The organism is Mesorhizobium sp. WSM4871, assembly GCF_055811295.1.
The window spans coordinates 27,664-52,670 of the sequence record NZ_JBVVPU010000015.1 but is presented as its reverse complement, the minus strand read 5'-3'; the positions used below and the strand labels follow the sequence as shown (position 1 = coordinate 52,670).

Here is a 25,007-nt window from a genome sequence, read left to right as displayed (position 1 = left end):
ATAATTTTTTTGGCCACTTCCTTTTCCAACCACCCCATCGGGGGGGGGGGGCGCCGCCCGCCCCCCCCTTTTTTTTGGGCGGGCGCGCGTTCTGCCCGGCCCCCCCGCTTTTCGCATGATAGGCAGGGTAATCTTGCCAAAGCGCGTCGTGTTTGAATGGCTTCACGCGACACGTTATCGCAAAACCGCTGCGCACTTTTGCGCGACATGCATCAGGAGGAGCCCCCGTGCCGCACTGGCTGCAATTGATGTTGGATTCATTGCCGACGCTGTTGTGGGCGGCGCTGATCTTCACCGTGCCGTTGACGCTGCTGTCATTCGCCTTCGGCCTGTTCGTCGGGCTGGTCGCGGCACTCGTCCGCCTGTTCGGCCCGAAACCTTTGGTCGCCGTGGTCCGCTTCTATGTCTGGATCTTCCGCGGCACGCCGCTTCTGGTGCAGCTCTTCCTGATCTTCTACGGCCTGCCCTCGGTCGGCATCCTGCTCGACGCCTTTCCAGCGGCGCTGATCGGCTTCACCCTCAACATCGGCGCCTATACGTCGGAAATCATCCGCGCCGTCATCGGCTCGGTGCCGAAGGGGCAGTGGGAGGCGGCCTATTCGATCGGCATGACCTGGAGCCAGGCGATGCGGCGCACGATTCTTCCGCAAGCCGGCCGCGTCGCGGTGCCGCCGCTGTCCAACACCTTCATTTCGCTGGTCAAGGACACGTCGCTGGCCGCCGCCATCACGGTGCCGGAAATGTTCCAGGCGGCGCAGCGCATCGTCGCCACCACCTATGAGCCGCTGATCCTCTATGTCGAGGCGGCGATCCTCTACCTTGTCATGAGCTCGGTGCTGTCGGCGCTGCAGACGCGGCTGGAGGTGCGGCTCAACCGCTATGGCGGTTTCCTGGAGGCGCGGTCATGATCGGCCTCACCGATATCGAGAAGCGCTTTGGCGACAATCTCGTGCTGAAGGGGGTGACCGTCAGCATCGAGGAAGGCAGCGTCACCGCCCTTGTCGGCCCCTCGGGCGGCGGCAAAAGCACGCTTTTGCGCTGCATCAACCTGCTGGAGATCCCGACCTCGGGCACGGTGCGCATCGGCGACGAGACACTGGAATTCCGTCCAGGGATCAAGGTCTCCACGAGGGACATCCAGCGCCTGCGGTTGCAGACCGGCATGGTGTTCCAGAATTTCCAGCTGTTTCCGCATCGAACCGCGATCGAGAATGTCATGGAAGGGCTGGTGACGGTGCTGAAATGGTCAACCGAGCGGGCGCGCGAGCGAGCGCTCGCACTGCTGGAAAAGGTCGGGATGGCGCACAAAGCCGATGCCTGGCCGGCGACGCTTTCGGGCGGTCAGCAGCAGCGCGTGGCGATTGCCCGGGCGCTGGCGCCGTCGCCGAAAGTGCTGCTCTGCGACGAGCCGACCTCGGCGCTTGATCCCGAACTGGCGCAGGAGGTGGTCGATGTGCTCGGCCAACTCGCCGCCGAGGGCACGACTATGGTGATGGCGACGCATGATCTCAGGCTCGCCTCCAAGATCGCGCAGGAAGTGGTGTTTCTCGACGCCGGTGTCATCGTCGAGAAGGGGCCGGCGGCCGTGCTGTTCAGCAATCCGGAGCGGCAACGGACCAGGCGGTTCATTGCGACCTTGAAGCAGGAGGCGGAGAAGGAAGTCAGCGGCGAGGGGTAGGCCTCCCGGTCGGTCCGCGGCCTCACAACAAAAACCCGGCGCAAGGCCGGGTTTTCAGAACTCAAAAGCGAAAAAGCTTCAGGCAGCTTCTTCCTGCTCGGCTTCCTCGTTGTCGGCCTTGGCGCCGCGCTTGGGACCCTTGTTGAGGTTCACCTCGATGAGGCGCACCGCTTCGGTTTCCGACATGCGGTTGACGGCGGCGATCTCGCGCGCCATGCGGTCGAGCGCCGCCTCATAGAGCTGGCGTTCGGAATAGGACTGCTCCGGCTGGTTGTCGGCGCGGTACAGGTCGCGCACCACTTCCGAGATCGAGATCAGGTCGCCGGAATTGATCTTGGCATCATATTCCTGGGCGCGGCGCGACCACATGGTGCGCTTGACGCGGGCGCGACCCTGCACGACCTTCAGTGCGCGCTCGACATAATCCTCTTCCGACAGCTTGCGCATGCCGATGGAGGTCGCCTTGGCGACCGGAACCTTCAGGCGCATCTTGTCTTTCTGGAAATCGATGACGAACAGCTCCAGCTTGTGGCCCGCAACTTCCTGCTCGTCGATCGAGACGATCTGGCCGACGCCATGCGCCGGATAGACGATGTACTCGCCGGTCTTGAAACCGTGACGTGCTGCGGTGGACTTCTTCTGCGGGGTGATCGTTGCCATTACGCCGTGAACTCCTTGTTGTGGTGCCGGCATGGCGGCGCCGGCTGAACTCGTGCGGTCGGATTACCGACCGTTAGCCGCACAACAGATGAACTCACCGGAAAAGCCAGGACCGGCAAACCGCATAATTGCGACCGCCTGCCCCAGATTGCTCTGGTCCGGATTGAGAAATTCACCTTTCAGTGATTTGGGGCGTTGGCGCCATAAATCGACGTTGTGTCACCGGCATGTTTCGCTCATGTAGCACAAAAAGTCGGAAGAATCAAGGTTTTGCTGCATACGCGAAGGCTGAGCACAATCGCTGCCTGTCAAGGCAGTTAATGTATCATGGCCATTACGCCGCGTAATTCCACCCGAGTTGGCGTTGCGTCAATCGCCCTCGCCAGGCTCGGCGGAGAAATATTTCTCGAACTTTCCTGCCTCGCCATCGAAGGTTTTGGCGTCCGCCGGAGGCTCTTTCTTGGCCGTAATGTTGGGCCATTTTTCGGCATATTCGGTGTTGATCTGCAGCCATTTGTCGAGGCCCGGCTCGGTGTCCGGCTTGATCGCGTCGGCCGGGCATTCCGGTTCGCAGACGCCGCAGTCGATGCACTCGTCGGGATGAATGACGAGCATGTTCTCGCCTTCGTAGAAACAGTCGACCGGACAGACTTCGATGCAGTCCATGTATTTGCATTTAATGCAATTGTCGGTCACGACATAGGTCATCGGTCGGCTCCGGAATGCCCCAGTTTGCTGGGCTTTTTTGGTGAGGTAACGTCTTTGCCCACCGCTTGCAAGGGTAGCCATTGCGGATGATGCCGGTGTTTCCGGAATGGAATTCTAGAGGGCTGGTGCAGCAAAGGGCGTCAATGTCTCAGTCTTCGCCGATCAGGCGGTCGGTTTCCCGGCGTTGCTTCTTGGTCGGGCGGCCGCTGCCGGCCTCGCGAAGTGCCGGAATCGCGTCGGGAACAGCTTCGCCCTTCGGCGCGGGCGGCGGCGACATGTCTTCGTAGAGCGTGCGCGCTTCGTCGGCAGGGCCGCGCCGGGTCCCCGTGCCAAGCACCTTCCAGATGAAGATGCGCCGCTCGAGCGTGATGGTGAGAACGTCGCCGGGCCGGACCGTATCCGAGGCCTGCGCTGCTTTGTCGCGATTGATGCGGACGCGGCCGGCCACCACCAGCTTCGCCGCCAGCGAGCGCGATTTCACCGCACGCGAAAAGAACAGCCATTTGTCGATGCGCTGGCGGCCTTCAGCAACCATCGGACCGGGCTGAGCTATTTCTTCAGCTGGTCGCGCAGCGCGGCGAGCTTGGCAAAGGGCGAGTCCGGATCGAAGCGCACCGGGCGTTCCTCACGCGGCTTTGCCTGGAAGGCGGGCTTGCCGCCTGGCGCGCCGCCCTTGGCGTCCTGCCGGCCGCCCTTCCAGTCAGGCCTGTTGTCGCGGCGGTCGGGACGGTCGCCTTGCGGCTTGCCATCGCGGCGTTCCGCGCCTTCGCCTTGTGGCCTGGGCTTGAACTTCGAGCGGTCGAAGCGCGGCTTGCCGGCGCCGTCGCGCTGGTCGCGGCGGCCCTCATGGGTCGGCCGGGGCGCGCCTTCGGCGCCTGCCGGCGCATCGCTTCGGCCCTGCGCAGCCTGTCCGTTGCGTGGGCGAGCGCGATTGTCGTGGTGACGGTGGCGGGGGCGCTGGTCGAAGCGACCCTGCCGCCACAGCAGGATCGGTTTCGGCTCCTCGGCTTCCACGGCGGGCTCGCTGGCGGCAATTTCCGCCATCGCGGCAGGCTCTTCGATTGGCGCGGGTTCCGTGGTGGGTTCAGCTTCGGTTGGCTCTGCCGCTGCGACCTCAACAGGTTCGGCTTCGGCCACTGGCTCGTCAGCCGGTGCAGGTTCAACAGGCTCCTCGGCAGCGGCTTCTGCAGAGAGCGGAGCCTCTTGCGTGATTTCGGATGCAGCTTCGGGCTGCTCTTCCGCGGCAGGCAGGGCTTCGGCGACAGGCTCCACCAAGCCGTCGGCTGCAGTTTCAGCCGCGACGGCAGGCTCAGAATTTTCGACCGACGCCTCCGCGGCTGCGTCCGTTGCCGCGGCTTCCGCCGCCTTGGCCTGCTCGGCGCGTGCGGCCTCTTCCAGCTTTGCTGCAGCAGCCTCGCGCGCGGCAGTGTCCTGCGCTTCCAGCCGCGCCTTCACCTCGGCCGCCGGCTTCGGTTCGGCCCGGTAGCCCAGACCTTTCAGGATTTCTTCCATGTCGTCGGCGGTGGCGCCGAGGATCGACATCATCGGCGGCGTCACCATGAAGGATTGGCCGTCGTAGGCGCCGTCTGGGCGCTGTCCCAGACCCGGCTTCCAATTGGTTGCCGGACGGATCAGGTCGGCCAGCCGCTCGAGGATGTCGACGCGCACCGCGCGCCGGCCGAGATTGCGGTAGCCGGCAAGCTTGTAGAAGGTCTTGTCGAAAGTGGGGTCGATGACCACCGAGGTGCGGCCTGACGCAAGCGCATGAACGACGTCGCCGAAGCCCGGCTTGTCCTTGCCGTCGTTCTTCAGCGCCCACAACAGCGTCACCAGTCCGGCCGGCGCCGGCTTGATCAGGGCCGGCACGAACACATGGTAGGCGCCGAAGCGCACGCCGAGCCGGCGCAGTGCGGCACGACCCTCCTGGTCGAGCGACTTCATCTCCTCGGCGATGTCGCGGCGATTGATGAGGCCGAAATGCTCGACGAGCTGGAAGGCGATGCCGCGGCCGATACCGGTGATCTGCTCGGCATTCTTGAGGTCGACCAGCGGCTTCAGCAAGGATTCGATCTGGAAATTGACAAAGCGCTCGGCACGCGCCGCGACCTTGTCGCGGGCGGGACCGGTGAGCTGCTCGTCGGCCAGCAGCACCAGCCGCGGTTTCAATGCCTCGTCGCCTGCCACCAGCGTGCCGATCGGTGCCCCGATCCAGCGCAGCGTGCCGTCGGAGCCGAGCGCGATATCGCCGTTGGCGCAGGCGCCGAACCGTTCGGCCCGTGCCTCGAATTCGGCTGCGAGCGCCTTCTGCGCTGCCGTGCGCACCGCCTTTGCATCCTCGCCGCCGGCGCTCTGGTCGGCGGTGAAGCGGAACCCCTGCAATTCGCCGACATGATGGCCTTCGACGAGGACGGTTCCGGTTGGGCTGATTTCGGCTTCAGGCATGGTATTTTCTCTAAGGCGCCGCATGAGGACGGAAGTCCTGCGGTCTACGAAGCGTTTCGTCAACCGCTCATGCAGCGCATCCGACAATCTGTCTTCGATTTCGCGCGTCTTTTCCCGCCAGTGTGCCTGATCGGCCAGCCAGCCAGGGCGGTTGGAAACGAAAGTCCAGGTGCGGATCTGGGCAATCCGGTGCGACAGCGTGTCGATGTCGCCCTCTGTCGTGTCGGCCCGGCGCACCTGCTCGGCCATGTAATTCTCATCGACATGGCCATGCCTGGCAAGGTCCATGTAGATCGAGGCGATCAGGTCGGCATGCTGGGCCGGGGCGATCTTCCTGTAGTCGGGAAGCGCGCAGGCTTCCCACAGCAGCGCCACGCGCCTGGGATCGGTGGCGAGCGCCCTTATCTCCTCGTCGCGCGAGAGGTGCTCCAGCGCCTGCGCATCGACTGCCGGCAACGCGCGCGTCAGGCCCTCGACCGGCGCGTTGGTCTCGATCGAGCGTTTGAGCGCATCCAGGCTGGCGAAATCGAAACGCGCGGTGCGCCATTGCAGCACCTTCACCGGATCGAACTCATGCCCCTCGATCTTCTTGATCAGATCTTCGTCCAGCGGATCGACCTGGCCGGTGACGCCGAAGGTGCCGTCGCGCAAATGCCGGCCGGCGCGGCCGGCAATCTGGCCAAGTTCGGCCGCCGTCAGGTTGCGGTACTGATAGCCGTCGAATTTGCGGTTCTGGGCGAAGGCGACATGGTCGAGATCGAGGTTGAGCCCCATGCCAATGGCGTCGGTGGCGACGAGGTAGTCGACATCACCCGCCTGGAACAGCGCCACCTGTGCGTTGCGGGTGCGGGGCGACAGTGCGCCAAGCACGACGGCGGCCCCGCCCTGCTGGCGGCGGATCAGTTCGGCGATGGCATAGACCTCGTCGGCGGAGAAGGCGACGATCGCCGTGCGCCTGGGCAGACGGGTCAGCTTCTTCGACCCGGCATAGGCCAGATGCGACAGCCGTGGCCGGGTCACCACCGAGACGCCTTTCAGCAGGCGCTGGAGGATGCCGTGCATGGTGGCCGCACCCAGCAGCAGCGTCTCCTGGCGGCCGCGCAGATGCAGGATGCGGTCGGTGAAGATGTGGCCGCGTTCGAGATCGCCGGCAAGCTGGACCTCGTCGATGGCAACGAAGGCGGCGTCGGTCTCGCGCGGCATGGCTTCCACCGTGCAGACCGAGTATTTCGCGCCCGCCGGCTGGATCTTCTCCTCGCCGGTGATGAGCGCCACCTTGTGGGCGCCGACCTTCTCGCAGACGCGCGTATAGACCTCGCGGGCGAGCAGCCTGAGCGGCAGGCCGATGATGCCGCTGTCATGCGCCACCATGCGTTCGATGGCGAGATGGGTCTTGCCGGTGTTGGTCGGGCCGAGCACGGCGGTCACGTCGCGGCCCGACAGGATCAGCGGCTCGGTGTGTTTCGGCTGGATGTTCATCGGCTCGGAAATAACGCTTCTGCCGCTCATTGCCGGGGAGCACGCCAGTGGTGGCGCGTGTGACAGGGCACACATAGGGATTTCACGCGCGAAGCGAAAGCGGAATGTTCCCAGGGCAATCGGGTAAACCCGCTTGCCCTTCCTTTTTCTTTCCCTCAAGCGCCGGGCGGGCGCATCCGCGCCCTTGGCTTACGGCGCATAAACGCCGACGGCCGGTCGGCCTTGCCATTTTCGCTGCGCAAAAATGGAAATCACCATCCGTTCGGCTCGACCGACGATTTCTTCCCTCACACGATTGCCTGGAATGTTCCGCCGGCGGGTCGAAGCCTTTCGTTCGGTGCCGTCCACCCGGTCCTGATTAACAGTTGGAACGAGTCTGGAACGAATCGGCGACGAATCACTGACTCGCGCGGATTCAGGTTTTGTTCACGGCTATATCTGGATTTTCTGGCTGCGTTACGCACCACATGCTGAATCGGTGAATTGGCCCGATTCATGCAGGCAGAACGCCGTCGTTAACCTTTGCCGGTGAACGATCGTGGCGGGCCGATCGGGCTCTTCCAAGATTATGAAATTGTTGATGTTTCCTAATGCGCCTTAACTTTTCCGGCTGTGGTTTCGGGCTTCGTCGTTAACGTTCCGGTCAAAGCCGGAACGAAACGGCGACGAATCAGAGATAGGCCGATATTCCTGTTTTGTTCACTCCAACATGTTGTGTTGTGAACAGGTTTTCCACCGAGAATCCACAGGTTGTGGAACCGGTTTTGCACACGCGGCTGAGCCGCCCTTAACCTTTGCGTGCCGGATTGGGTCAGGGCATAGCGCTGGGGCGGCGAATGGATCGGGCATTCCCGCCCGCTCCCCGTCAAAGCCTCAGGTGATGTACTGGCCGCCATTGGCGGTGAGGGTCGAGCCGGTGATGAAGCCGGCGTCCTCGGAGGCGAGGAAGACGACGCAGCGCGCGATCTCTTCCGGCTCGCCGAGGCGGCCCGCGGGGATTTGAGCGATGATCGATTCCCGTACTTTTTCGGGTACGGCCATGACCATGTCGGTCGCGATGTAGCCGGGGCAGATGACATTGACGGTGATGCCGGCCCGTGCCCCTTCCTGGGCGAGCGCCTTGGTGAAGCCGATGTCGCCAGCCTTCGACGCCGAATAGTTGACCTGGCCGGTCTGGCCCTTCTGGCCGTTGATCGAGGAGATGGTGATGACGCGGCCGAATTTGCGGTCGCGCATGCCGCCCCACAGCGGATGCGTCATGTTGAAGACGCCCGACAGGTTGGTGTCGAGGACTTCTTTCCACTGCTCGCGCGTCATCTTGTGAAACATGGCGTCGCGGGTGATGCCGGCATTGTTGACCAGCACGGAAACCGGGCCGAGATCGGCCTCGACCCGGCCGATGCCGGCGGCGCAGGCATCGTAGTCGGCGACCGACCATTTGTAGACGGGGATGCCGGTCTCCGCCTTGAATTTCTGCGCCGCTTCGTCATTGCCGGCGTAATTCGCGGCAACCGAATAGCCGGCATTCTTCAACGCGATCGATATAGCCGCGCCGATGCCGCGCGACCCACCTGTGACGATTGCAACCTTGCTCATGCGTTTCCCCTTTTTGATACGCCCGTTTTTCGGGCTTTTTATGCACTGAAGAAAGACCGGGCGGCTCGCGTCGCCCGGCCATCAATATCGTTAGAGCGCTTCCACGCACATGGCGACGCCCATGCCGCCGCCGATGCACAGCGTGGCCAGGCCCTTCTTCGCACTTCTGCGCCGCATCTCGTAGACCAGTGTGTTGAAGATGCGGGCGCCGGACGCCCCGACCGGGTGGCCGATGGCGATGGCGCCGCCATTGACGTTGACGATCGAAGGATCCCAGCCCATGTCCTTGTTGACGGCGCAGGCCTGCGCGGCGAAGGCCTCGTTGGCCTCGACCAGGTCGAGGTCGCCGACCGACCAGCCGGCCTTGGCCAGCGCCTTGCGCGAGGCGGGGATGGGTCCGGTGCCCATGATCTGCGGGTCGACGCCGGCGGTGGCCCAGGAAACGATGCGCACCAGCGGCGTGATGCCGCGCTTTGCGGCTTCCGCTTCGGTCATCAGCACCACGGCGGCGGCGCCGTCGTTGATGCCGGAGGCATTGCCGGCGGTGACCGTGCCTTCCTTGTCGAAGGCGGGTCTCAGCTTGGTCATGGCTTCGAGAGTTGAGCCGTGGCGGATGTATTCGTCCTGGTCGACCATCGTGTCGCCCTTCTTGCCCTTGATGGTGACGGCGACGATCTCGTCCTTGAACCTGCCGGCCTTTTGCGCTGCCTCGGCCTTGTTTTGCGAGCCGACGGCAAACTTGTCCTGGTCGTCCCTGGTCAGTTGCCACTGGCGGGCGACGTTCTCGGCGGTGTTGCCCATGTGGTAGCCGTAGAAGGCATCGGTCAGGCCGTCCTTGATCATGGTGTCGATCAGCTTGAAGTCGCCCATCTTGACGCCGCTGCGCAGATGCTGCGCGTGCGGGGCCATCGACATCGATTCCTGGCCGCCGGCGACGATGATCTTTGCATCCCCCATGGCGATCTGCTGCATGCCGAGCGCGATGGCGCGCAGGCCTGAGCCGCAGAGCTGGTTGAGGCCCCAGGAGGTCGCTTCCTGCGGCACGCCGGCCGCCATCGCCGCCTGGCGCGCCGGGTTCTGGCCTTGCGCCGCCGTCAGGATCTGGCCGAGGATGACCTCGTCGACCTCCTTGCCGTCGACGCCGGCGCGGGCCAGCGCTTCCTTGACCGCGACCGCTCCCAGTTCATGGGCCGGCGTGTTGGCGAAGGCGCCGTTGAAGGAACCGACGGGCGTGCGCGCCGCGCTGGCGACGACGATGGTGTTGGCAGCGGACATGTTCTTCTCCAGACTTCAGGGGGCGTGTTTTGGGTATCGTTAGGACTTTTCTTGCCCGTTCCATGACTCAAGTCAAATCGCAAATGGGCATGCCGGCCGTGCGCTGCAAGCGGTTTGCCCGCGCCCATGGGAACAGGGTCGTCGTTGCTGCGCAGCATATTCAGCCCGCCATGCAGCATTAATTGATCCCGCACTGCACAAACCGCTTGGAATTGTGACGCTTTTGCGCATATCCTTGAAAAGGCGCAATCGTTATCGGCCGCTTACTCAGGTGCGCCGGTGTCCGGGGAGGGATGCAGATGGCCGCGAAAGACGAACCAATCATCATCAAGAAATATGCCAATCGCCGCCTCTACAACACGGGGACCAGCACCTATGTGACGCTCGAGGATCTCGCCGACATGGTCAAGAAGGGCGAGGAGTTCACCGTCCAGGACGCCAAAACCGGGGACGACATCACGCATCCGGTGCTGACCCAGATCATCTTCGAACTGGAGAACAAGGATGGGCAGAACATGCTGCCGATCCCGTTCCTGCGGCAACTGATCGCCTTCTACGGCGACCAGATGCAGATGATCGTGCCGAGCTTCCTCGAACAGTCGATGATCGCCTTCGCAAAGGAACAGGAACGGTTCCGCGAGCAGATGAAGGGCGCGCTCGGCAAGTCACCGCTGGACATGATGAAGATCGCCACGCCGATCAAGGCGCTGGAAGAGCAGACGCGACGCAACATGGAGATGTTCCAGAACGCCATGCGCCTGTTCACGCCATTCCCGCCAGCCGGCACGAATGGCCCCGGCACTGCGCCTGCCGAACCAGCCAGGAAGGATGCGCCGGAAAAACCCGACGACCTTCAGGAACTGAAGGAGCAGATCGCCGCCATGCAGCGCAAGCTCGACACCATGTCGTGATTGCCCGCGGCTAAAGCGCGCCAGATTTAATGTTCAAGCGAGCTCCGGCAGGGGTCCCTCGTAGCGTGCGCGTGGCCTGATCACGCTGTTGCTCACGACCTGCTCCACGGCATGCGCCGTCCAGCCGACGCTGCGGCCAAGTGCGAACAGACGAAACGGTGCGTCGGCCGGCAGATGCAGGCTGCGCGTCAGCGCGGCGAGCGCGAAGTCGACGTTGGGGCGCATACCCGTTTCCGCGAAAACGGCATCGCGCAGCCGCACGAGCCCGCTGTCCACGTCGATGCCGAAAAGCAGCGCCTGGGCGCGCGGATCGCCTTCGGGATAGAGCGCATGGCCAAATCCGGGCAGCGGCCTGTCATGGCCAAGCCAGCGCTCGATGGCAGCGTCCGCCCCCAGCCTCTGCGCATCCTCGACCAGCCCCATCAGCGCTTCGGCGGCACCGCCATGGCGGGGTCCGGAAAGCGTGGCGAGGCCGGCAAGCAGGCAAGCGGCTATCGGCGCGCCGGTGGAGGCGGCGACGCGCGCGGCGAAGGTCGACGCGTTCAATTCATGATCGGCCAGCAAGACCAGCGCACGGCGGAGCAAATCCGCGCCGGCGGCGTCGACAGCCCAGCCCTGCGCCAACCTTTGGTGCACGGAGCCGCTGCCCGGCCTCGCACCCAGCGCCAGGGCCAGGGCGCCGATCGCGCCGGCGCCATCTTCATGCAGTGAAGCCGAATTGCGCCCGAGCGAAATCCTGCCTTCAGCGGCCAGCGCGGCCAGTCTCGCGAAAGCCGCCGCCCGGCCGGTTTCGGGGCTGTCATTGGAACCCGGCAAAGTGAACGATACGGCGGCGCCGGAGGCCCAGAGCAGCTTTGCCGTCTCCTCCAGCGTGGCCGTGGCGGAAAGCACCGCCGCATCCTTGCCACGATAGATCAGGCGGCCATGCTCGACGGTCGAGATCGACGTCGATATCGCCGGTTCGCCCCAGGCAATGGCGCTTTCGGCGATCGCCTGGGGGCTTCGTCCGCGCGCCCGGCGGGTTGCCAGCGCCGCGATATCGTCGGCGCGGTACTGGCTGCGGCGCGGGTCCAGCCGATCCGGCCTGACGCCGATGCGCCCGCGGCTGACATAGGCATAGAGCGTCTGCGCCCGCACCTTGAGCCTTTCCAAGGCCTCTTCCCGCGTCAGCCACTCAGACATGTCCCACCCCCTGGCGTCCGTCATATTGATTAACTTGATCAATATTGATTGATTTGTCGCTCACCATTATCTGCAATGCGAAATCGGTCAAGGAGACAATCATGGCAAACGGGCTCGATGATGTGGTCGCGGCGGAAACAGTGCTCTCCGATGTTGACGGCCTTGACGGTCGTCTCACCATCCGAGGCCATTCGCTGCAGGAACTGGCTGGCCGTTGGTCCTATTCCCAGGTGGTTCGCCTGATGCTCGACGGCTTCTTTGACGACCTTCATGATGACGGACAATTGGCTGATGCACTCGGGCAGGCTCGCGTCGAGGTATTCGAGCAGGTTGAACCCGGGCTGCCCTATCTCGCCTCGCTCGACATCTACAGCGGCATGCGGGCCGGCGTCGCGCTGATGCCGGACGGCGACAGGCTGATCGATGCGCTTCGGCTGATCGCCGCGCCCGCGGTGCTGACACCGGCCTTGCTGCGCCTGCGTCGCGGCGAAAGCCCGATCGCACCGGAGGCGAAGGCCGATCACGCCGCTGACATGCTGCGGATGCTGACCGGCATTCCAGCGTCGCCGACACTGGCCAGAGCCCTCGATGCCTATCTGGTCACGGTCTGCGACCACGGCCTCAATGCATCGACCTTCGCGACCCGGGTGGTGGCGTCGACGCAGGCCGGCCTGACGTCCTCGGTATTGGCCGGGCTCGGCGCGCTCAAGGGCCCGCTGCATGGCGGCGCGCCCGGTCCGGTGATCGAGATGCTGGACGCGATCGAGGCAAGCGGCAATGCCGCCGGCTGGCTGCGCGCCGAAATCGAGCGCGGCGAGCGCATCATGGGGTTTGGCCACCGCATCTACCGCGTGCGCGATCCGCGCGCCGACATGCTGAAAGCCGTGGTTCGGCAACTCGGCAGCGAGGACGGAGCCGGTCGTCGTCTGGCATTCGCCGAAAAAGTGGAGCAGACGGCGCTCGAGGTGCTTCGGGTCGCCAAACCGTCACGCTCGCTCCAGACCAATGTCGAATTCTATACCGCGTTGCTGCTGGAGGCGGCAGGCTTCCCGAAAGAGGCGTTCACCAACGTCTTTGCCGCTGGGCGCGTGGCCGGCTGGATCGCCCATGCGCGCGAGCAGCAGACGACCGGGCGCCTCATCCGCCCGCAGTCACGCTATATCGGGCCGGTGCCGAAGCTTGTTGCCTGAAGCCCTCCCGGCCCATCGCATGGGCCGGACCACTGCTCTTCGTGACAAAAATTTCATGTCATCGCGTCGAATGTGCTGCTGGTTTCACGGCGCACAAGACATATATGCTGCACTGCAATATATTCCTGTCAGCGCAGCATTGAGGATTCCGTCTTGCCCAGCAGAAAAACCGCCATCGTCACCGGATCCACTTCGGGTATCGGCCTGGCCATTGCCCATGCGCTTGCGGCGCAAGGCTGCAACATCGTCGTCAATTCCTTTTCCGATACGGCGGACGACCATGCGATTGCCGATGCGATCGCCAAACACCACAAGGTGAAGACCGTCTACATCAAGGCGGACATGTCGAAGCCGGCCGAATGCCGGGCCTTGGTCGAGAAGGCAGCCGAGGCATTCGGCTCGGTCGATATCCTCGTCAACAATGCGGGCATCCAGCATGTCGCGCCGGTGGAGGAATTCCCGGTGGAGAAGTGGGATGCGATCATCGCCATCAATTTGTCGTCGGCCTTCCACACCATTGCCGCAGCCATTCCGCTCATGAAACAGGCCGGCGGCGGCCGGATCGTCAACGTCGCCTCGGCGCACGGGCTGGTCGCCTCGCCGTTCAAATCGGCCTATGTCGCGGCCAAGCACGGCATCATGGGGCTGACCAAGACGGTGGCGCTCGAACTTGCACGCGAAAAAATCAGCTGCAACGCCATCTGCCCCGGCTATGTGCTGACGCCGCTGGTCGAGGCGCAGATTCCCGACCAGATGAAGGCCAACAGGATGGATCGCGAGACCGTCATCCGCGAGGTCATGCTGGAAAAGCAGCCGACCAAGGAGTTCGTCACGGTCGAACAGGTCGCCGCAGCCGCGGTATTCCTGTGTTCCGATGCGGCGGCGCAGATCAACGGCACGCATATTTCAGTCGACGGCGGCTGGACCGCCCAGTGAGTTCGGGTGCGCGCGATAGATCCGGCCACCACATCAAGGACGACGCCATGACGACAAACGGCAAGGCGGAGGAGAAAAAGAAGATCAATGTGGCGCTGCAGGGCGGCGGCTCGCACGGCGCCTTTTCCTGGGGCGTGCTCGACCGGCTGCTGGAGGACGGGCGACTCGATATAGCAGCGGTTTCGGGCACCAGTGCTGGCGCCATGAACGCGGTGGCGCTGGCCGACGGTTTCGTGCGTGGCGGCGTCGATGGGGCGCGGCAAAAGCTCGATGGTTTCTGGCACGCGGTGGCGCGGAAAGGTCGGTTCAGCCCGGTGCAGCGCATGCCGTGGGACGTCGCCTGGGGCAATTGGTCGATCGAGAACACGCCCGGCTATCTGTTCTTCGACACGATGTCGCGTGTGTTTTCGCCCTATGTCGCCAATCCGCTCGGCCTCAACCCGCTACGCGACGTCATCGAGCAGGAGATCGATTTCGGCAATGTGCGCGCTTGCAAGTCGATGGAATTGTTCATCTCGGCGACCAATGTCGAGACCGGGCAATTGCGTGTCTTTTCCGATGGCGAGATCGACCTCGACACGGTGATGGCGTCGGCCTGCCTGCCGCAATTGTTTCGCGCCGTCGAGATCAAGGGCGTGCCCTACTGGGACGGCGGCTATGGCGGCAATCCTGCGCTGTTCCCGTTCTTCAAGTCGGCCGTCACCGAGGATGTGCTTTTGGTGCAGATCAATCCGGTGGTGCGTGAAGGCACGCCGAAGAGCGCCAACGAAATCCAGAACCGCATCGACGAGATCACCTTCAACGCCGGGCTGCTGCGCGAATTCCGTTCGATCGCCTTCGTCAAGGAACTGATCGCCGCCGGCCGGCTTCCGCATGGCGAATATCGCGACATCCGCATGCACCGCATCGACGCGGACGAGGCGTTCAAGGACCTGTCGGCCTCGTCCAAGGTCAATGCCGAATGGGCCTTCCTGACGTATCTGCGCGACCTTGGCCGCACCGCCGCCAGCGACTGGCTGGAGGAGCATTACGACGCTGTCGGCAAACGGCCGACGCTCGATCTCTCCGGCGAGCTCGACGACGGCTTCAAGCCGGTGCGCGGCCCGGCGCCCGGCCGGCGGGTCAAGGAATTCCTGGCGGCGCGCAAGAAGCCCGAGGCGGCACGCCGCCAGGCCTGAGGGGTTTGGTGGCGCGAATGGCTTCCCCCGTGGAGCGGAGGTATTGGATTCAGTCCCGTCGTGCGATGTAACGTGACCTTACACAAACGGGAGGGCGCGATGTTGCAGGCCAGACGGGATGCTCTCGACGCGGGGTTCCAACTGCAGCGAGCGGCATTTAAGGGACAACCGTTCCCAGGCCTCGGTGTGCGGAAGGATCGGCTGAAGCGTCTGCTGGCGCTCACCGAAAAGCACGAGGCCGAGATTTGCGCCGCCATCGACGCCGATTTTGGCGGCCGGTCGGCCCAGGAGACGCGCCTTGCGGAGTTGTTCGTCGTGCGTGCGGGTATAAGGCATGCGCTTGCGCATCTGCCGGGTTGGATGCGCGAACGCCGTGTCGCCACCAGCCTGCCGTTCTTGCCGGGGCGCAACCGTCTTCTTCCTCAGCCGGTCGGCGTGGTTGGCGTGGTGTCGCCCTGGAATTACCCGTTCCAGCTCGCCATCGCGCCGGCGACGGCGGCGTTGGCCGCCGGCAATCGCGTTCTGCTTAAACCCTCTGAACTGACACCGACGTTTTCCGCGCTGCTCGATCGGCTGGTCGGGGAGCATTTCGCTCCCGACGAGATGAGTGTCGTGAATGGCGACGCCGAGGTCGGAAAGGCATTCGTATCGATGCCTTTCGACCATCTGCTGTTCACGGGCTCGACTGCCGTTGGCCGTCAGGTCGCGATGGAAGCGGCCGCCAATCTGACGCCGGTGACGCTCGAACTTGGCGGCAAGTCGCCGGCCATCTTCGACGTGTCCTGCGATCTCGATGCGTCCGTGTCCAGCGTCGCCTACAGCAAACTGCTCAACGCTGGCCAGACCTGCATTGCACCCGACTATCTGATGGTTCCGCTCGGGCAGGCCGCGACGGTTGCCGCAAAGCTTGCCGCTGCGATGGCACGTCTCTATCCGACCTTGCGCGACAATCCCGATTATACCGCCATCATCAGCGAGCGGCACCATCGGCGTCTCGGCGACATGATCGCCGAGGCGCGCGAGAATGGCGCCGATGTCATCGAGGTCGATCCGGCCGGCGAAAAACTCGGCGCTAGAGATCGCAAGATGGCGCCCACGCTGGTCATGAGTGCAAGCAACGACCTGCGGCTGATGCGCGAAGAGATTTTCGGGCCGGTGCTGCCGATCATCGAATACGCTGAGATCGATGATGCCATCGACCATGTCAATCGGGCGGAGCGTCCGCTGGCACTCTACTGGTTTGGGCGCGATCGCGGCAATCGCCAACGGATGCTGCGCGAAACAGTCGCCGGCGGCGTTACAATCAACGACTGCATGCTGCACCTCGTACAGGAGCGCCAGCCATTCGGCGGCGTTGGCGCCAGCGGCATGGGCGCCTACCATGGCGAATGGGGTTTTCGCACCTTCAGCAAGGAAAAGCCGATTTTCATTAAATCCAGGCTGGGCGCGGGCGGCCTTCTGCGTCCGCCCTATGGCAGGACATTCGAGCGGGCCTTGCGGTTGCTGGGGCTCATGACCTGACGCATTCCTTCATCATGCTGACGGCTGCTGACATTCTGGCGTTGCAGCGCGAGGAAGCGGCCTGCAAGGCGATCGGGAGCTGGATGGCGGCGAGTGCACCGCGGTCTACGATGCACTAATCCATCAACTTTTCTGACTATATTGCGGTGCAACTTTGATGTAGAAGCGCCTCTCGCCGATCACGGCAATTTGAACACGGGCTTGCGCGCACCCATATCGGCAGCGCGTCCGAGTTAGAAGACGCGGTAGTTGTTAGAAGACACGATCTGGCCAAACCCCGCGCACTGGAAAACGACGATGCCGAAAATCAGGTTTCACAAGCTCGCAGCGATTGTCGTGCTTATCGGCTTCGCCGCCTGGATGGCGACGGGACAATTCTCGTCGGTCGGCAGCGCCGCCGCCGACAGCAAGCCCAAGGCAGGCGAAGTCGAGCAGCCCAGGGCCGAAGCCGAACAGCCCAAGGCGGCCTTGCGCACCGTCGCCGTGGTGACGCCGCCGCGGCGGACCTATGCGCGCGCCATCCGCATTTCCGGACTGACCGAGGCAGACAAGCGCGCGGTGCTGGCGACCCGGGTCGACGGCATCATCGACAAGCTGCCGGTCAAGCAAGGCCAGCACGTCAAGACGGGCGACCTCGTGTTGATGCTTGCCTCCGAGGAAAAACTTTCGGCGCTCAACAATGCCAAGCAGCTTGTCGCGCAGCGTCAGGCCGAACTCGATGCGGCCTCGCGGCTGGCGAAAACCGGCAATCTGCCCAAGCTGCAGCTCGACAACGCCCGCTCCACCCTGACCTTAGCGCAATCGATGCTGGAAGCCATGCAAGCCCAGCTTGATCGCAATGAGGTGAGGGCTCCGTTCGATGGTGTTGTCGACAGAGTGCCGGTGGAGCTTGGCAGTTCGGTGATGCAGGGCGGCGAGGTGGCGACCATCCTGAAGCTCGATCCGGTGATCGCCCGTGGCGAAGTCAGCGAACGTGATCTCGGCTATCTCAAGATCGGCGACGAAGCCGATGTGCGTCTGGTCAGTGGCCGGACCGTCAAGGGCACCGTGCGCTACATCAGCCGGGATGCGTCTTCGGCAACCCGAACCTTCCGCGTCGAGGTCGCCATCCCCAATGGCGATGGCTCCGTGCCGGCCGGCATGACGGCCGAGATCGCGCTCAGCGCCCAGCCGACCGACGCCGTGATGCTGCCCCGCTCGGTGGTGACGCTCGGCGACAAGGGCGATCTCGGCATTCGCGCCGTCGACAAGGACGACAAGGTCACGTTCTTCCCGATCGACCTGGTCGACGACACACCGACCGGCCTGGTGCTCGGCGGCATTCCAGCCGACGCACGCATCATCGTCGCCGGCCAGGAACTGGTGAAGGAAGGCGAAGTGGTCAAGCCGGTCGAAGCCGATCAGGCGACCATCCAGAAGGTCTTGGGCGAAGCGACGACCGGGACGCAGTAATCATGGATATCGTCAGAATCGCAATCAACAATGCCCGCCTGACCATATCGGTGTTGGTGTTCCTCATCCTTGCGGGTGCGGTCGCCTATCAGTCGACACCGAAGGAAGCGGAACCCGACGTTCCGATACCGATGATGTATGTCAGCCTGATCTATCAGGGCATCTCGCCCGAGGATTCGGAACGCCTGCTGCTGCGGCCGATGGAAGCCAAGCTGAAGAGCTTGAAGGGCCTGAAAGAAATGCGTTCCGCCGCCTTCCAGGGCGGCGGTTATGTGCTGGTCGAATTCCAGCCGCAGACGGATCTGGCGACAGCGCTGCAGGATACGCGCAGCAAGGTGCAGGACGGCAAGGCCGACCTGCCGCAGGCCGCCGAGGAGCCTGTGGTCACCGAAGTCAACGTCTCCGAGTTCCCCGTCCTGGTGGTGACGCTCTCTGGCGAGGTGCCCGAGCGCGTGCTGACGGCGGCGGCGCGCGAATTGCGCGACCGCATCGAGGAAGTGCCCGGCGTGCTGGAAGGCGCGTTGCAGGGCGCGCGCGACGACCTCGTCGAAGTGGTCATCGATCCGATGAAGCTGTCGTCCTACGGTCTGCAGCTCGATCAGCTGATCGGCGCGGTCGGCAATTCCAACAGTCTTGTCGCAGCCGGCAACATCGAGGGCTCCGAGGGCAAATACGCCGTCAAGGTGCCGTCACTGATCGAGACGCCGGAGGATGTGGCGGCACTTCCGGTCGTCGCCGGTCCCAATGCCGTGGTGCAGGCCAAGGACATCGCCACCGTCCGTTCCACCTTCAAGGACGCCGAAACGGTTACGCGCCTCGACGGCAAGCCGGCGATCGCGATCGAGGTGAAGAAGCGCATCGGCTCCAATCTGATCGACACGATCGCCCAGGTGCGAGCGGTGTCCGACGGCTTCATCAAAAGCATGCCGGAAGGCATGCACGTCACCTACACGCAGGACAAATCGGTCTTCGTCAACCAGCTGCTCGGCGATCTGCAGAACCACGTCATGATCGCCGTGATCCTGGTGTTCATCGTCATTCTCTATGCGCTGTCGGGCCGCGCGTCGGTGCTGATCGGCTTGGCGATTCCGTCGTCTTTCCTGATCGGTATCCTGCTGCTCGCGATGATGGGCTACACGATCAACATGATCGTGCTGTTCAGCCTTATCCTGGCGGTCGGCATGCTGGTCGACGATGCCATCATCGTCACCGAATTCGCCGAGCGGCGCATGAGCGAAGGCATGCCGAAGGAAGAAGCCTTCGCGCTGGCCGCCAAGCGCATGGCCGGCCCGGTCATCGCCGCGACGATGACGCGTATCGCCGCCTTTTCGCCGCTGTTGTTCTGGCCGGGCATCATCGGCGACTTCATGAAATACATGCCGATCACGCTGATCGTCACGCTGTCGGCGTCGATGCTCTATGCGCTGGTTTTCGCGCCGACGCTCGGCGCCCTGTTCGCCAAGGCACCGCCGCATCACGAGGACGACAATCGCGACGGCTGGTACATGGCGGTGGTCAAGCAGGCGGTGCGCTTTCCCGTCACCGTGCTTGTGCTCACCGTCGCGCTTTTGTTTGGCGTCGGCTTTGCCTATTCGAAATATGGCGCCGGCGTCGAGTTCTTCCCGAATGTCGAGCCCGACTACGGCCTGCTCTATGTGCATGCCCGCGGCAATCTCTCGCTCGCCGAAATGGATGCCGCCACCAAGACCGCGGAGAACCGGCTGCTCGGCTGGCCCGGCGTCAAATCGGTCTACACCCGTGTCGGTAAGACGCAAGGCGGCGGCCAGGACATTCCCGAGGACGTGGTCGGCGTGATCCAGTACGAATTCGTCGACTGGCGCGAGCGGAAATCCGCGAACGCGATCCTCGACGAACTGCGCGGCGTCATGGCCGGCATTCCCGGCGTCGATGTCGAGGTTCGCGTGCCCGAAGCCGGTCCGCCCACCGGCAAGCCGATCCAGATCAGGCTCTCGGCCGTCGACCCGAAAGGGCTCGATGACAAGGCCCGCGCCGTTGCCGCGCGCATTGCCAAGGTGTCCGGCGTCATCGACATTTCCGACGGCCTGCCGCCGCCCGGCGTCGACTGGGCGCTGGAGGTCGATCGCGCCAAGGCGGCGCAATACGGCATCAGCCCGACTTCGGTCGGGACGGTGGTGCAACTGGTGACGAACGGGCTGAAGCTCTCAGAATACCGGCCCGCCGGAGCGGACGACGCAGTCGACATCAGGCTGCGCCTGCCCGAGGACCGGCGCACGCTGTCGACGCTCGACGAACTCAGGGTGCAGACCTCGCAAGGATCGGTGCCGATCTCGAACTTCGTCGTGCGCAAGCCCGAGCCGACCGTCGGCATCCTCAACCGCATCGACGGCGCGCGCACGGTTGTCGTCCAGGCCAATGTCGCGGCCGGCGCCCAGGTCGCGAACATCCAGCAACAGGTCACCCAGGCTGTCACCGATATGGATCTCGGCAGCGGCATACGCTGGAAGCTCGCGGGCTCGAACGAGGACAGCGCGGAGGCCAGCGCCTTCCTCGGCAAGGCGTTCGGCGCGGCGATCTTCCTGATCTTCCTGGTGCTCCTGGCGCAGTTCAACAAGTTCACCAGCGTCTGGCTGGTGCTGTCCTGCGTGGTCATGGCGACGATCGGCGTGTTCCTGGGCCTGCTTTTGACAGGCGAGGCATTCGGCATCGTCATGTCGGGCATCGGCGTCATCGCGCTGGCCGGGGTGGTGGTGAACAACAACATCGTGCTGATCGACACTTATGACCGGCTGCGCGAGGAAGGCTGGGACAAGGTCGAAGCGGTGCTGCAAACCTGCCGCGAACGCGCCCGTCCGGTGGTGCTTACGGCGGTTTCGGCGATCCTCGGCGTGCTGCCGATCGCCTTCGGCCTCGGCCTCGAAATTTTCCATCACGAGACGACGATCAACGCGCCGTCGACGCAATGGTGGATTTCGCTGTCCTCGGCGATCGTCTTCGGCCTGTCCTTCGCCACCGTGCTGACGCTGGTGGTGACGCCGTCGATGCTGATGGTGTTCACCCGCGCGAAGGTCAAGCCCGGCGCCCGGCGCGGCTGGTTCAGCCGCCTGTTCCGGCGCGGCAAGGGCGAGGGTTCGACCGAAACGGCACCCGGACAAGGTTCAGACTCCGAGCCGGCAATCGCCTTCCCGAAAGCCGCCGAATAGGTCACCTTGAATAGCCACATAAAAAGGCCGCCCGGGAACAACCAGGCGGCCTTTTGCATTGTCTCGTCACATCTGCAGTTCAAGGCGAGGGTTTTCTCATGCCGATCAGCACCATTCTCATCATCATTCTGATCCTCATCCTGATTGGCGCAGTGCCCGCATGGCCGCATTCGCGCGCCTGGGGCTATGGGCCTTCCGGTATCGTCGGCGTCCTTCTGGTGGTGGTTCTGATATTGCTGCTGATGGGTAGGATCTGAGCCGAAGCGCGAGCCTTTGTCGTTCGATCAGGCAGCCTTTTGCTCGCCGGTGTCCGCTACGGGCAAGATGCCGATATCGAAAAGGGCTTCGGCGACGGCCTTGTCCAACGGCGTATGCGGGATCCTGCCGATGATGCCTTCGAGCCGGTCGGAAACAAGCCGGTGCGATTCGAAGCGAAGATAGGACATCGAGACGATCTCGCGCCACATCGCCACGAACGGGCTGCCGGCGCGCAGCACCCACCACGGCATCGAGGTCAGCTTCAGCGTGCGTCCCAACGCTTTTTCCGATGCCGCCTTGATCTCCAGATCAGTGACGGCATGGCCCGGAAAGTTCAGCGCTTCGTAAGGGCCGAGCTTGTCCAGATTTCGCGCCAGCCCGACGAATGCCTGGGCCAGGTCCGGCAGGTAGGCCCATTCATGCACGAGGTCGACCGGCCCAGGCGCTGTGTAGACACCCTTGTTCATCTTGGCGGCGACGACCAGGTCGAACCACGATCCGGTGCCGGTGCCGCCGAAGAAATCGCCGGCCCTGAGAAGAATGGTGCGCACCCGGCCGGCCTCGGCCTCTCGCCGAAAAAGCTCCTCCATGGCGACACGGATGCGGCCCTTTTCAGTCGTCGGATGGAACGGCGTGTCTTCGCCGATCACTGCCGGAATCGGCGACCCGTAATTGTAGACATTGCCTGGAGCGAGGTGCAGGGCGCCGTTCGCCCGGCAGGCGGCCATGACGTTTTCGGCCATCGGCAGGCATTTGCCCCAGTCGGTGTAGATCGGGTTGAGGCCGTTGAAGATGATATCGACGCCTTCGGTGGCGCGGATCAGCGCTTCGCGGTCGAGCCCGTCGCCGGCTACAGCCGTGGCGCCCTTGAGTTCCGCCGGCACCTTGCCGCTGCGGGTAACGGTGCGGACGTCGTAGCCGGCGTCGATGAAGGCCTTGGCCACCACGCGGCCGAGCCGGCCATTGGCGCCGAGGATTGCGATCCTGGTCATTGTTCGTCTCCGTGTTTGCGTTAGAACCCCAATGTGGAGCCTCCGCAGATGAATGAAAATTGACTGAAATTGGCGATCTGATATTCATTCTTGAATGGATATCGACTGGAACTTGATCAAGAGTTTCGTCACCGTGGCGGAAACGGGCAGCCTGTCGGCCGCTGCGCGAAAACTCGCATCGAGCCAGCCGACGCTCGGCCGCCATATCGCCGAGCTGGAACAGGCGCTTGGCGTCACGCTGTTCAGGCGCGGGCGGCGCGGCTATGCACTGACGGAAGCCGGCAGCACGCTCTATGAACGCGGCCGGGCGGTCAGCGAGCAGGCGAGCGCCTTTTCGTTGCTGGCGCTGGGGTCGGTCGAGGCCATCGAGGGCACTGTGCGCATCGCCGCCAGCGAGGTGATGGCGGCCTATGCCCTGCCGGAGATGACGGCGCGGCTCGGGATCGAGGAGCCCGGCATCGAGGTCGAGATCGTGGCGTCGAACCAGGTCGAGAATCTCCTGCGCCGCGACGCCGACATCGCCATCCGCATGGTCAAGCCGGCGCAGAACGAGTTGGTGGCGCGAAAGGTAACCGACATTCCGCTCGTCGCCTGCGCGGCAAGATCCTATCTCGACCGGCGTGGCCGACCGAGCGACGCCGGCGATCTCGCCGGCCACGATCTGATCGGCTTCGACCGCGGCGACGACATCATTCGTGGCTTTGCACAGCTCGGCGTCCCGCTCACCCGCAATGCCTTCCGCTTCAGGACCGACAACCAGATTGTGCTGTGGGAGGCGGTGCGGGCGGGAAACGGCATCGGCTTCGGCCAGCAGCCGCTGGCCGATCGCGATCCGCTGGTCGAGACAGTGCTGCCTGGCCTCGAGCTACCGACCCTGCCGGTGTGGCTGGCCATGCATCGCGACGTGCGCACCAGCGTGCGCATCCGCCGGGTGGCGGATTTCCTCTATGAGGAGCTGAAACGCTATTCGGCTGGGGCTGGCGCGAATTCGGCGCGGTGAGCGAGGCCTGCCATCAACAGGACGACGATCAAGAGCCCCGACAGCGCGACGAAGATCGGGCCGAAGCTCGAATGCTCGGCGACGAAACCGATCGCCGATGGCGCCACCAGAATGCCCGAGTAACCCATTGTCGTGACGACGCTCATGCCGGTGCCCGATGACATGCCTTCCTGGTTGCCGCCGGCCGAAAACAGGATCGGCACCATGTTGGCGATGCCGAGGCCGCAAAATGCAAAAGCCGCGATGGCGATGAAGGGCGAGGGCGCCAGTCCGGCCACCAGCATGCCGGCAGCGGCGGCAAGGGCCGAGATGCGCAGCGTCATCACCGCTCCAAAGCGGTTGCGCACGCCGTCACCAAAGAAACGCATGACGGCCATGATGCCGGAAAAGGCGGCGTAAGCCAGGCCGGCGATGGCAAGGTCGGCGCCGAGTTCCTGTTGGAGATAGAGCGCCGCCCAGTCCAGCACCGCGCCCTCGGATATCATTGTCAGCAGCGCCATCAGTCCGATCAGATAGACTAGCGGATTTCCAGGCAGCGCGAATTTGCGATGCTCGGCAGCCTGCGGCCTGTCCTCGGCGATCAGGTAGCGGATCGCCACCGCGATCGCTGCAAAGGCCAGCGCCGTCACTACGCTTGCGTGGGCGAGATGGCCATAGTTCTGGATGGCGAACCCACCGAGAGCGCCGCCGGCGAAACCGCCAAGGCTCCAGAAGCCGTGCGACGACGACATAATGGCGCGTGACAGCCGCCGCTCCACCACCACCGCATTGGCGTTCATGGCGACGTCCATGCCGCCGATCGAGCCGCCGAAGATGAACATGGCGATGGCCGCCAAAGGCACATTGGGGGCGAGCGCCACTGCCAGCAGCCCGAAGCTGCCGCACAGGCCGAACCAGCGCAGCACGGTGCGCGAACCATACCTTGAGATCAGGTGGCCGCACCAGCTCATCGCCGCGACGGCGCCGGCGCCGAACAAGAGGATCAGCAGGCCGAGCGTGAACTTCGAAATGTCGAGCCGGGTCAGGAACACCGGGATCTGCGGCGCCCAGCTGCCGGTCAGGAAGCCGTTGGCGAGGAAGATGGCCGCCACGGCCCACCGCCCGCGAATGGCGGTCTGCATGATTTCTTGCGCGTGCATCGCGTGGAATCCGGTCTGAAAATGGCCTCGCGGCGCAAATTAGATCGATTCAATTTGCAGTCAAGCGCTGCTCGTAGGGAAATGCTTGGACCAACGGCCGAGATAGGATCGGCATCGTTCCCAACGGACCACCTGTGTTGGAGATGAGCGGAAACGCTTCTCTCCTCGTCATCACGGGCGCAGACCTCAGGATGACGAAGCCGCGAAAGCTTGACCCCGCCCCAGAAG

The 25,007-nt window shown here is 63.9% G+C and carries 20 protein-coding genes; 11 read left to right on the top strand and 9 right to left on the bottom strand.

Translation table 11 applies throughout. The features are described from left to right. The first annotated feature begins 227 nt into the window (after positions 1-227). On the top strand, positions 228-908 hold the full coding sequence (locus tag AC0L2H_RS26920) for an ABC transporter permease subunit (RefSeq protein WP_473593074.1): 681 nt from the start codon (positions 228-230) through the stop codon (positions 906-908). Continuing rightward, complete coding sequence (locus tag AC0L2H_RS26915) at positions 905-1,678, top strand: amino acid ABC transporter ATP-binding protein (RefSeq protein WP_473593073.1); 774 nt, start codon at positions 905-907, stop codon at positions 1,676-1,678. The genes AC0L2H_RS26920 and AC0L2H_RS26915 overlap by 4 nt, the downstream gene beginning before the upstream one ends. Before the next feature lie 78 nt (positions 1,679-1,756). On the opposite strand, the gene AC0L2H_RS26910 is transcribed toward AC0L2H_RS26915, so the two are convergent. The 6 genes from AC0L2H_RS26910 to AC0L2H_RS26885 all read right to left on the bottom strand — a co-directional run bounded on the left by AC0L2H_RS26910 (position 1,757) and on the right by AC0L2H_RS26885 (position 9,838). Then, positions 1,757-2,338 carry a CarD family transcriptional regulator gene (locus tag AC0L2H_RS26910; RefSeq protein ID WP_006327799.1) on the bottom strand — a complete coding sequence of 194 codons (582 nt, stop codon included), beginning with the start codon at positions 2,336-2,338 and terminating at the stop codon, positions 1,757-1,759. A gap of 369 nt (positions 2,339-2,707) precedes the next feature. Beyond that, the gene (gene fdxA / locus AC0L2H_RS26905) at positions 2,708-3,046 is read right to left on the bottom strand and encodes a ferredoxin FdxA (protein ID WP_008873823.1); all 339 of its coding nucleotides are present in this window, start codon (positions 3,044-3,046) and stop codon (positions 2,708-2,710) included. A gap of 148 nt (positions 3,047-3,194) precedes the next feature. After that, positions 3,195-3,581: an RNA-binding S4 domain-containing protein gene (locus tag AC0L2H_RS26900; RefSeq protein WP_473593072.1), complete on the bottom strand. Its 387-nt coding sequence runs from the start codon at positions 3,579-3,581 to the stop codon at positions 3,195-3,197. Positions 3,582-3,595: 14 nt separating this feature from the next. Next, positions 3,596-6,967, bottom strand: a complete 3,372-nt coding sequence (locus AC0L2H_RS26895; protein ID WP_473593169.1) for a helicase-related protein — start codon at positions 6,965-6,967, stop codon at positions 3,596-3,598. Between the two features lie 873 nt (positions 6,968-7,840). Then, on the bottom strand, positions 7,841-8,563 hold the full coding sequence (gene phbB, locus AC0L2H_RS26890; protein WP_006327806.1) for an acetoacetyl-CoA reductase: 723 nt from the start codon (positions 8,561-8,563) through the stop codon (positions 7,841-7,843). A 90-nt stretch (positions 8,564-8,653) separates the two neighbouring features. Continuing rightward, on the bottom strand, positions 8,654-9,838 hold the full coding sequence (locus AC0L2H_RS26885; protein ID WP_473593071.1) for an acetyl-CoA C-acetyltransferase: 1,185 nt from the start codon (positions 9,836-9,838) through the stop codon (positions 8,654-8,656). Positions 9,839-10,137: 299 nt separating this feature from the next. Between AC0L2H_RS26885 and phaR the strand changes: the two genes are divergently transcribed. After that, positions 10,138-10,749 carry a polyhydroxyalkanoate synthesis repressor PhaR gene (phaR, locus tag AC0L2H_RS26880; RefSeq protein WP_107650587.1) on the top strand — a complete coding sequence of 204 codons (612 nt, stop codon included), beginning with the start codon at positions 10,138-10,140 and terminating at the stop codon, positions 10,747-10,749. 33 nt (positions 10,750-10,782) lie between these two features. Here phaR and AC0L2H_RS26875 read toward each other — a convergent pair whose 3' ends face one another. Beyond that, a complete protein-coding gene (locus AC0L2H_RS26875) occupies positions 10,783-11,931 on the bottom strand; it encodes a citrate/2-methylcitrate synthase (protein WP_473593070.1) in 1,149 nt (382 codons plus the stop codon). A gap of 101 nt (positions 11,932-12,032) precedes the next feature. On the opposite strand from AC0L2H_RS26875, the gene AC0L2H_RS26870 reads away from it, so the two are divergent. The 7 genes from AC0L2H_RS26870 (at position 12,033) to AC0L2H_RS26840 (ending at position 21,647) form a co-directional block, all read left to right on the top strand. Further along, the gene (locus tag AC0L2H_RS26870) at positions 12,033-13,121 is read left to right on the top strand and encodes a citrate synthase/methylcitrate synthase (RefSeq protein WP_473593069.1); all 1,089 of its coding nucleotides are present in this window, start codon (positions 12,033-12,035) and stop codon (positions 13,119-13,121) included. Positions 13,122-13,274: 153 nt separating this feature from the next. Further along, positions 13,275-14,057 carry a 3-hydroxybutyrate dehydrogenase gene (locus AC0L2H_RS26865; protein WP_473593068.1) on the top strand — a complete coding sequence of 261 codons (783 nt, stop codon included), beginning with the start codon at positions 13,275-13,277 and terminating at the stop codon, positions 14,055-14,057. A 47-nt stretch (positions 14,058-14,104) separates the two neighbouring features. Then, the gene (locus tag AC0L2H_RS26860) at positions 14,105-15,235 is read left to right on the top strand and encodes a patatin-like phospholipase family protein (protein WP_473593067.1); all 1,131 of its coding nucleotides are present in this window, start codon (positions 14,105-14,107) and stop codon (positions 15,233-15,235) included. Positions 15,236-15,334: 99 nt separating this feature from the next. Further along, a complete protein-coding gene (locus AC0L2H_RS26855) occupies positions 15,335-16,756 on the top strand; it encodes a coniferyl aldehyde dehydrogenase (protein ID WP_473593066.1) in 1,422 nt (473 codons plus the stop codon). 297 nt (positions 16,757-17,053) lie between these two features. Then, positions 17,054-18,208 (top strand): efflux RND transporter periplasmic adaptor subunit, encoded by a 1,155-nt coding sequence (locus AC0L2H_RS26850; RefSeq protein ID WP_473593065.1) that lies wholly within the window; start codon positions 17,054-17,056, stop codon positions 18,206-18,208. A gap of 2 nt (positions 18,209-18,210) precedes the next feature. Continuing rightward, positions 18,211-21,390, top strand: a complete 3,180-nt coding sequence (locus AC0L2H_RS26845; RefSeq protein ID WP_473593064.1) for an efflux RND transporter permease subunit — start codon at positions 18,211-18,213, stop codon at positions 21,388-21,390. 98 nt (positions 21,391-21,488) lie between these two features. Further along, positions 21,489-21,647, top strand: a complete 159-nt coding sequence (locus tag AC0L2H_RS26840; RefSeq protein WP_473593063.1) for a DUF3309 family protein — start codon at positions 21,489-21,491, stop codon at positions 21,645-21,647. A gap of 27 nt (positions 21,648-21,674) precedes the next feature. On the opposite strand, the gene AC0L2H_RS26835 is transcribed toward AC0L2H_RS26840, so the two are convergent. Beyond that, positions 21,675-22,640 (bottom strand): NAD-dependent epimerase/dehydratase family protein, encoded by a 966-nt coding sequence (locus AC0L2H_RS26835; protein ID WP_473593062.1) that lies wholly within the window; start codon positions 22,638-22,640, stop codon positions 21,675-21,677. Between the two features lie 94 nt (positions 22,641-22,734). Here AC0L2H_RS26835 and AC0L2H_RS26830 point away from each other — a divergent pair, with 94 nt between their 5' ends. Then, entirely contained in the window at positions 22,735-23,640 is a 906-nt protein-coding gene (locus AC0L2H_RS26830; RefSeq protein ID WP_473593061.1) for a LysR family transcriptional regulator, read from the top strand. Here AC0L2H_RS26830 and AC0L2H_RS26825 read toward each other — a convergent pair. Next, the gene (locus tag AC0L2H_RS26825) at positions 23,604-24,779 is read right to left on the bottom strand and encodes an MFS transporter (protein ID WP_473593060.1); all 1,176 of its coding nucleotides are present in this window, start codon (positions 24,777-24,779) and stop codon (positions 23,604-23,606) included. The two genes, AC0L2H_RS26830 and AC0L2H_RS26825, sit on opposite strands and share 37 nt — an antisense overlap. Between the last annotated feature and the right edge of the window lie 228 nt (positions 24,780-25,007).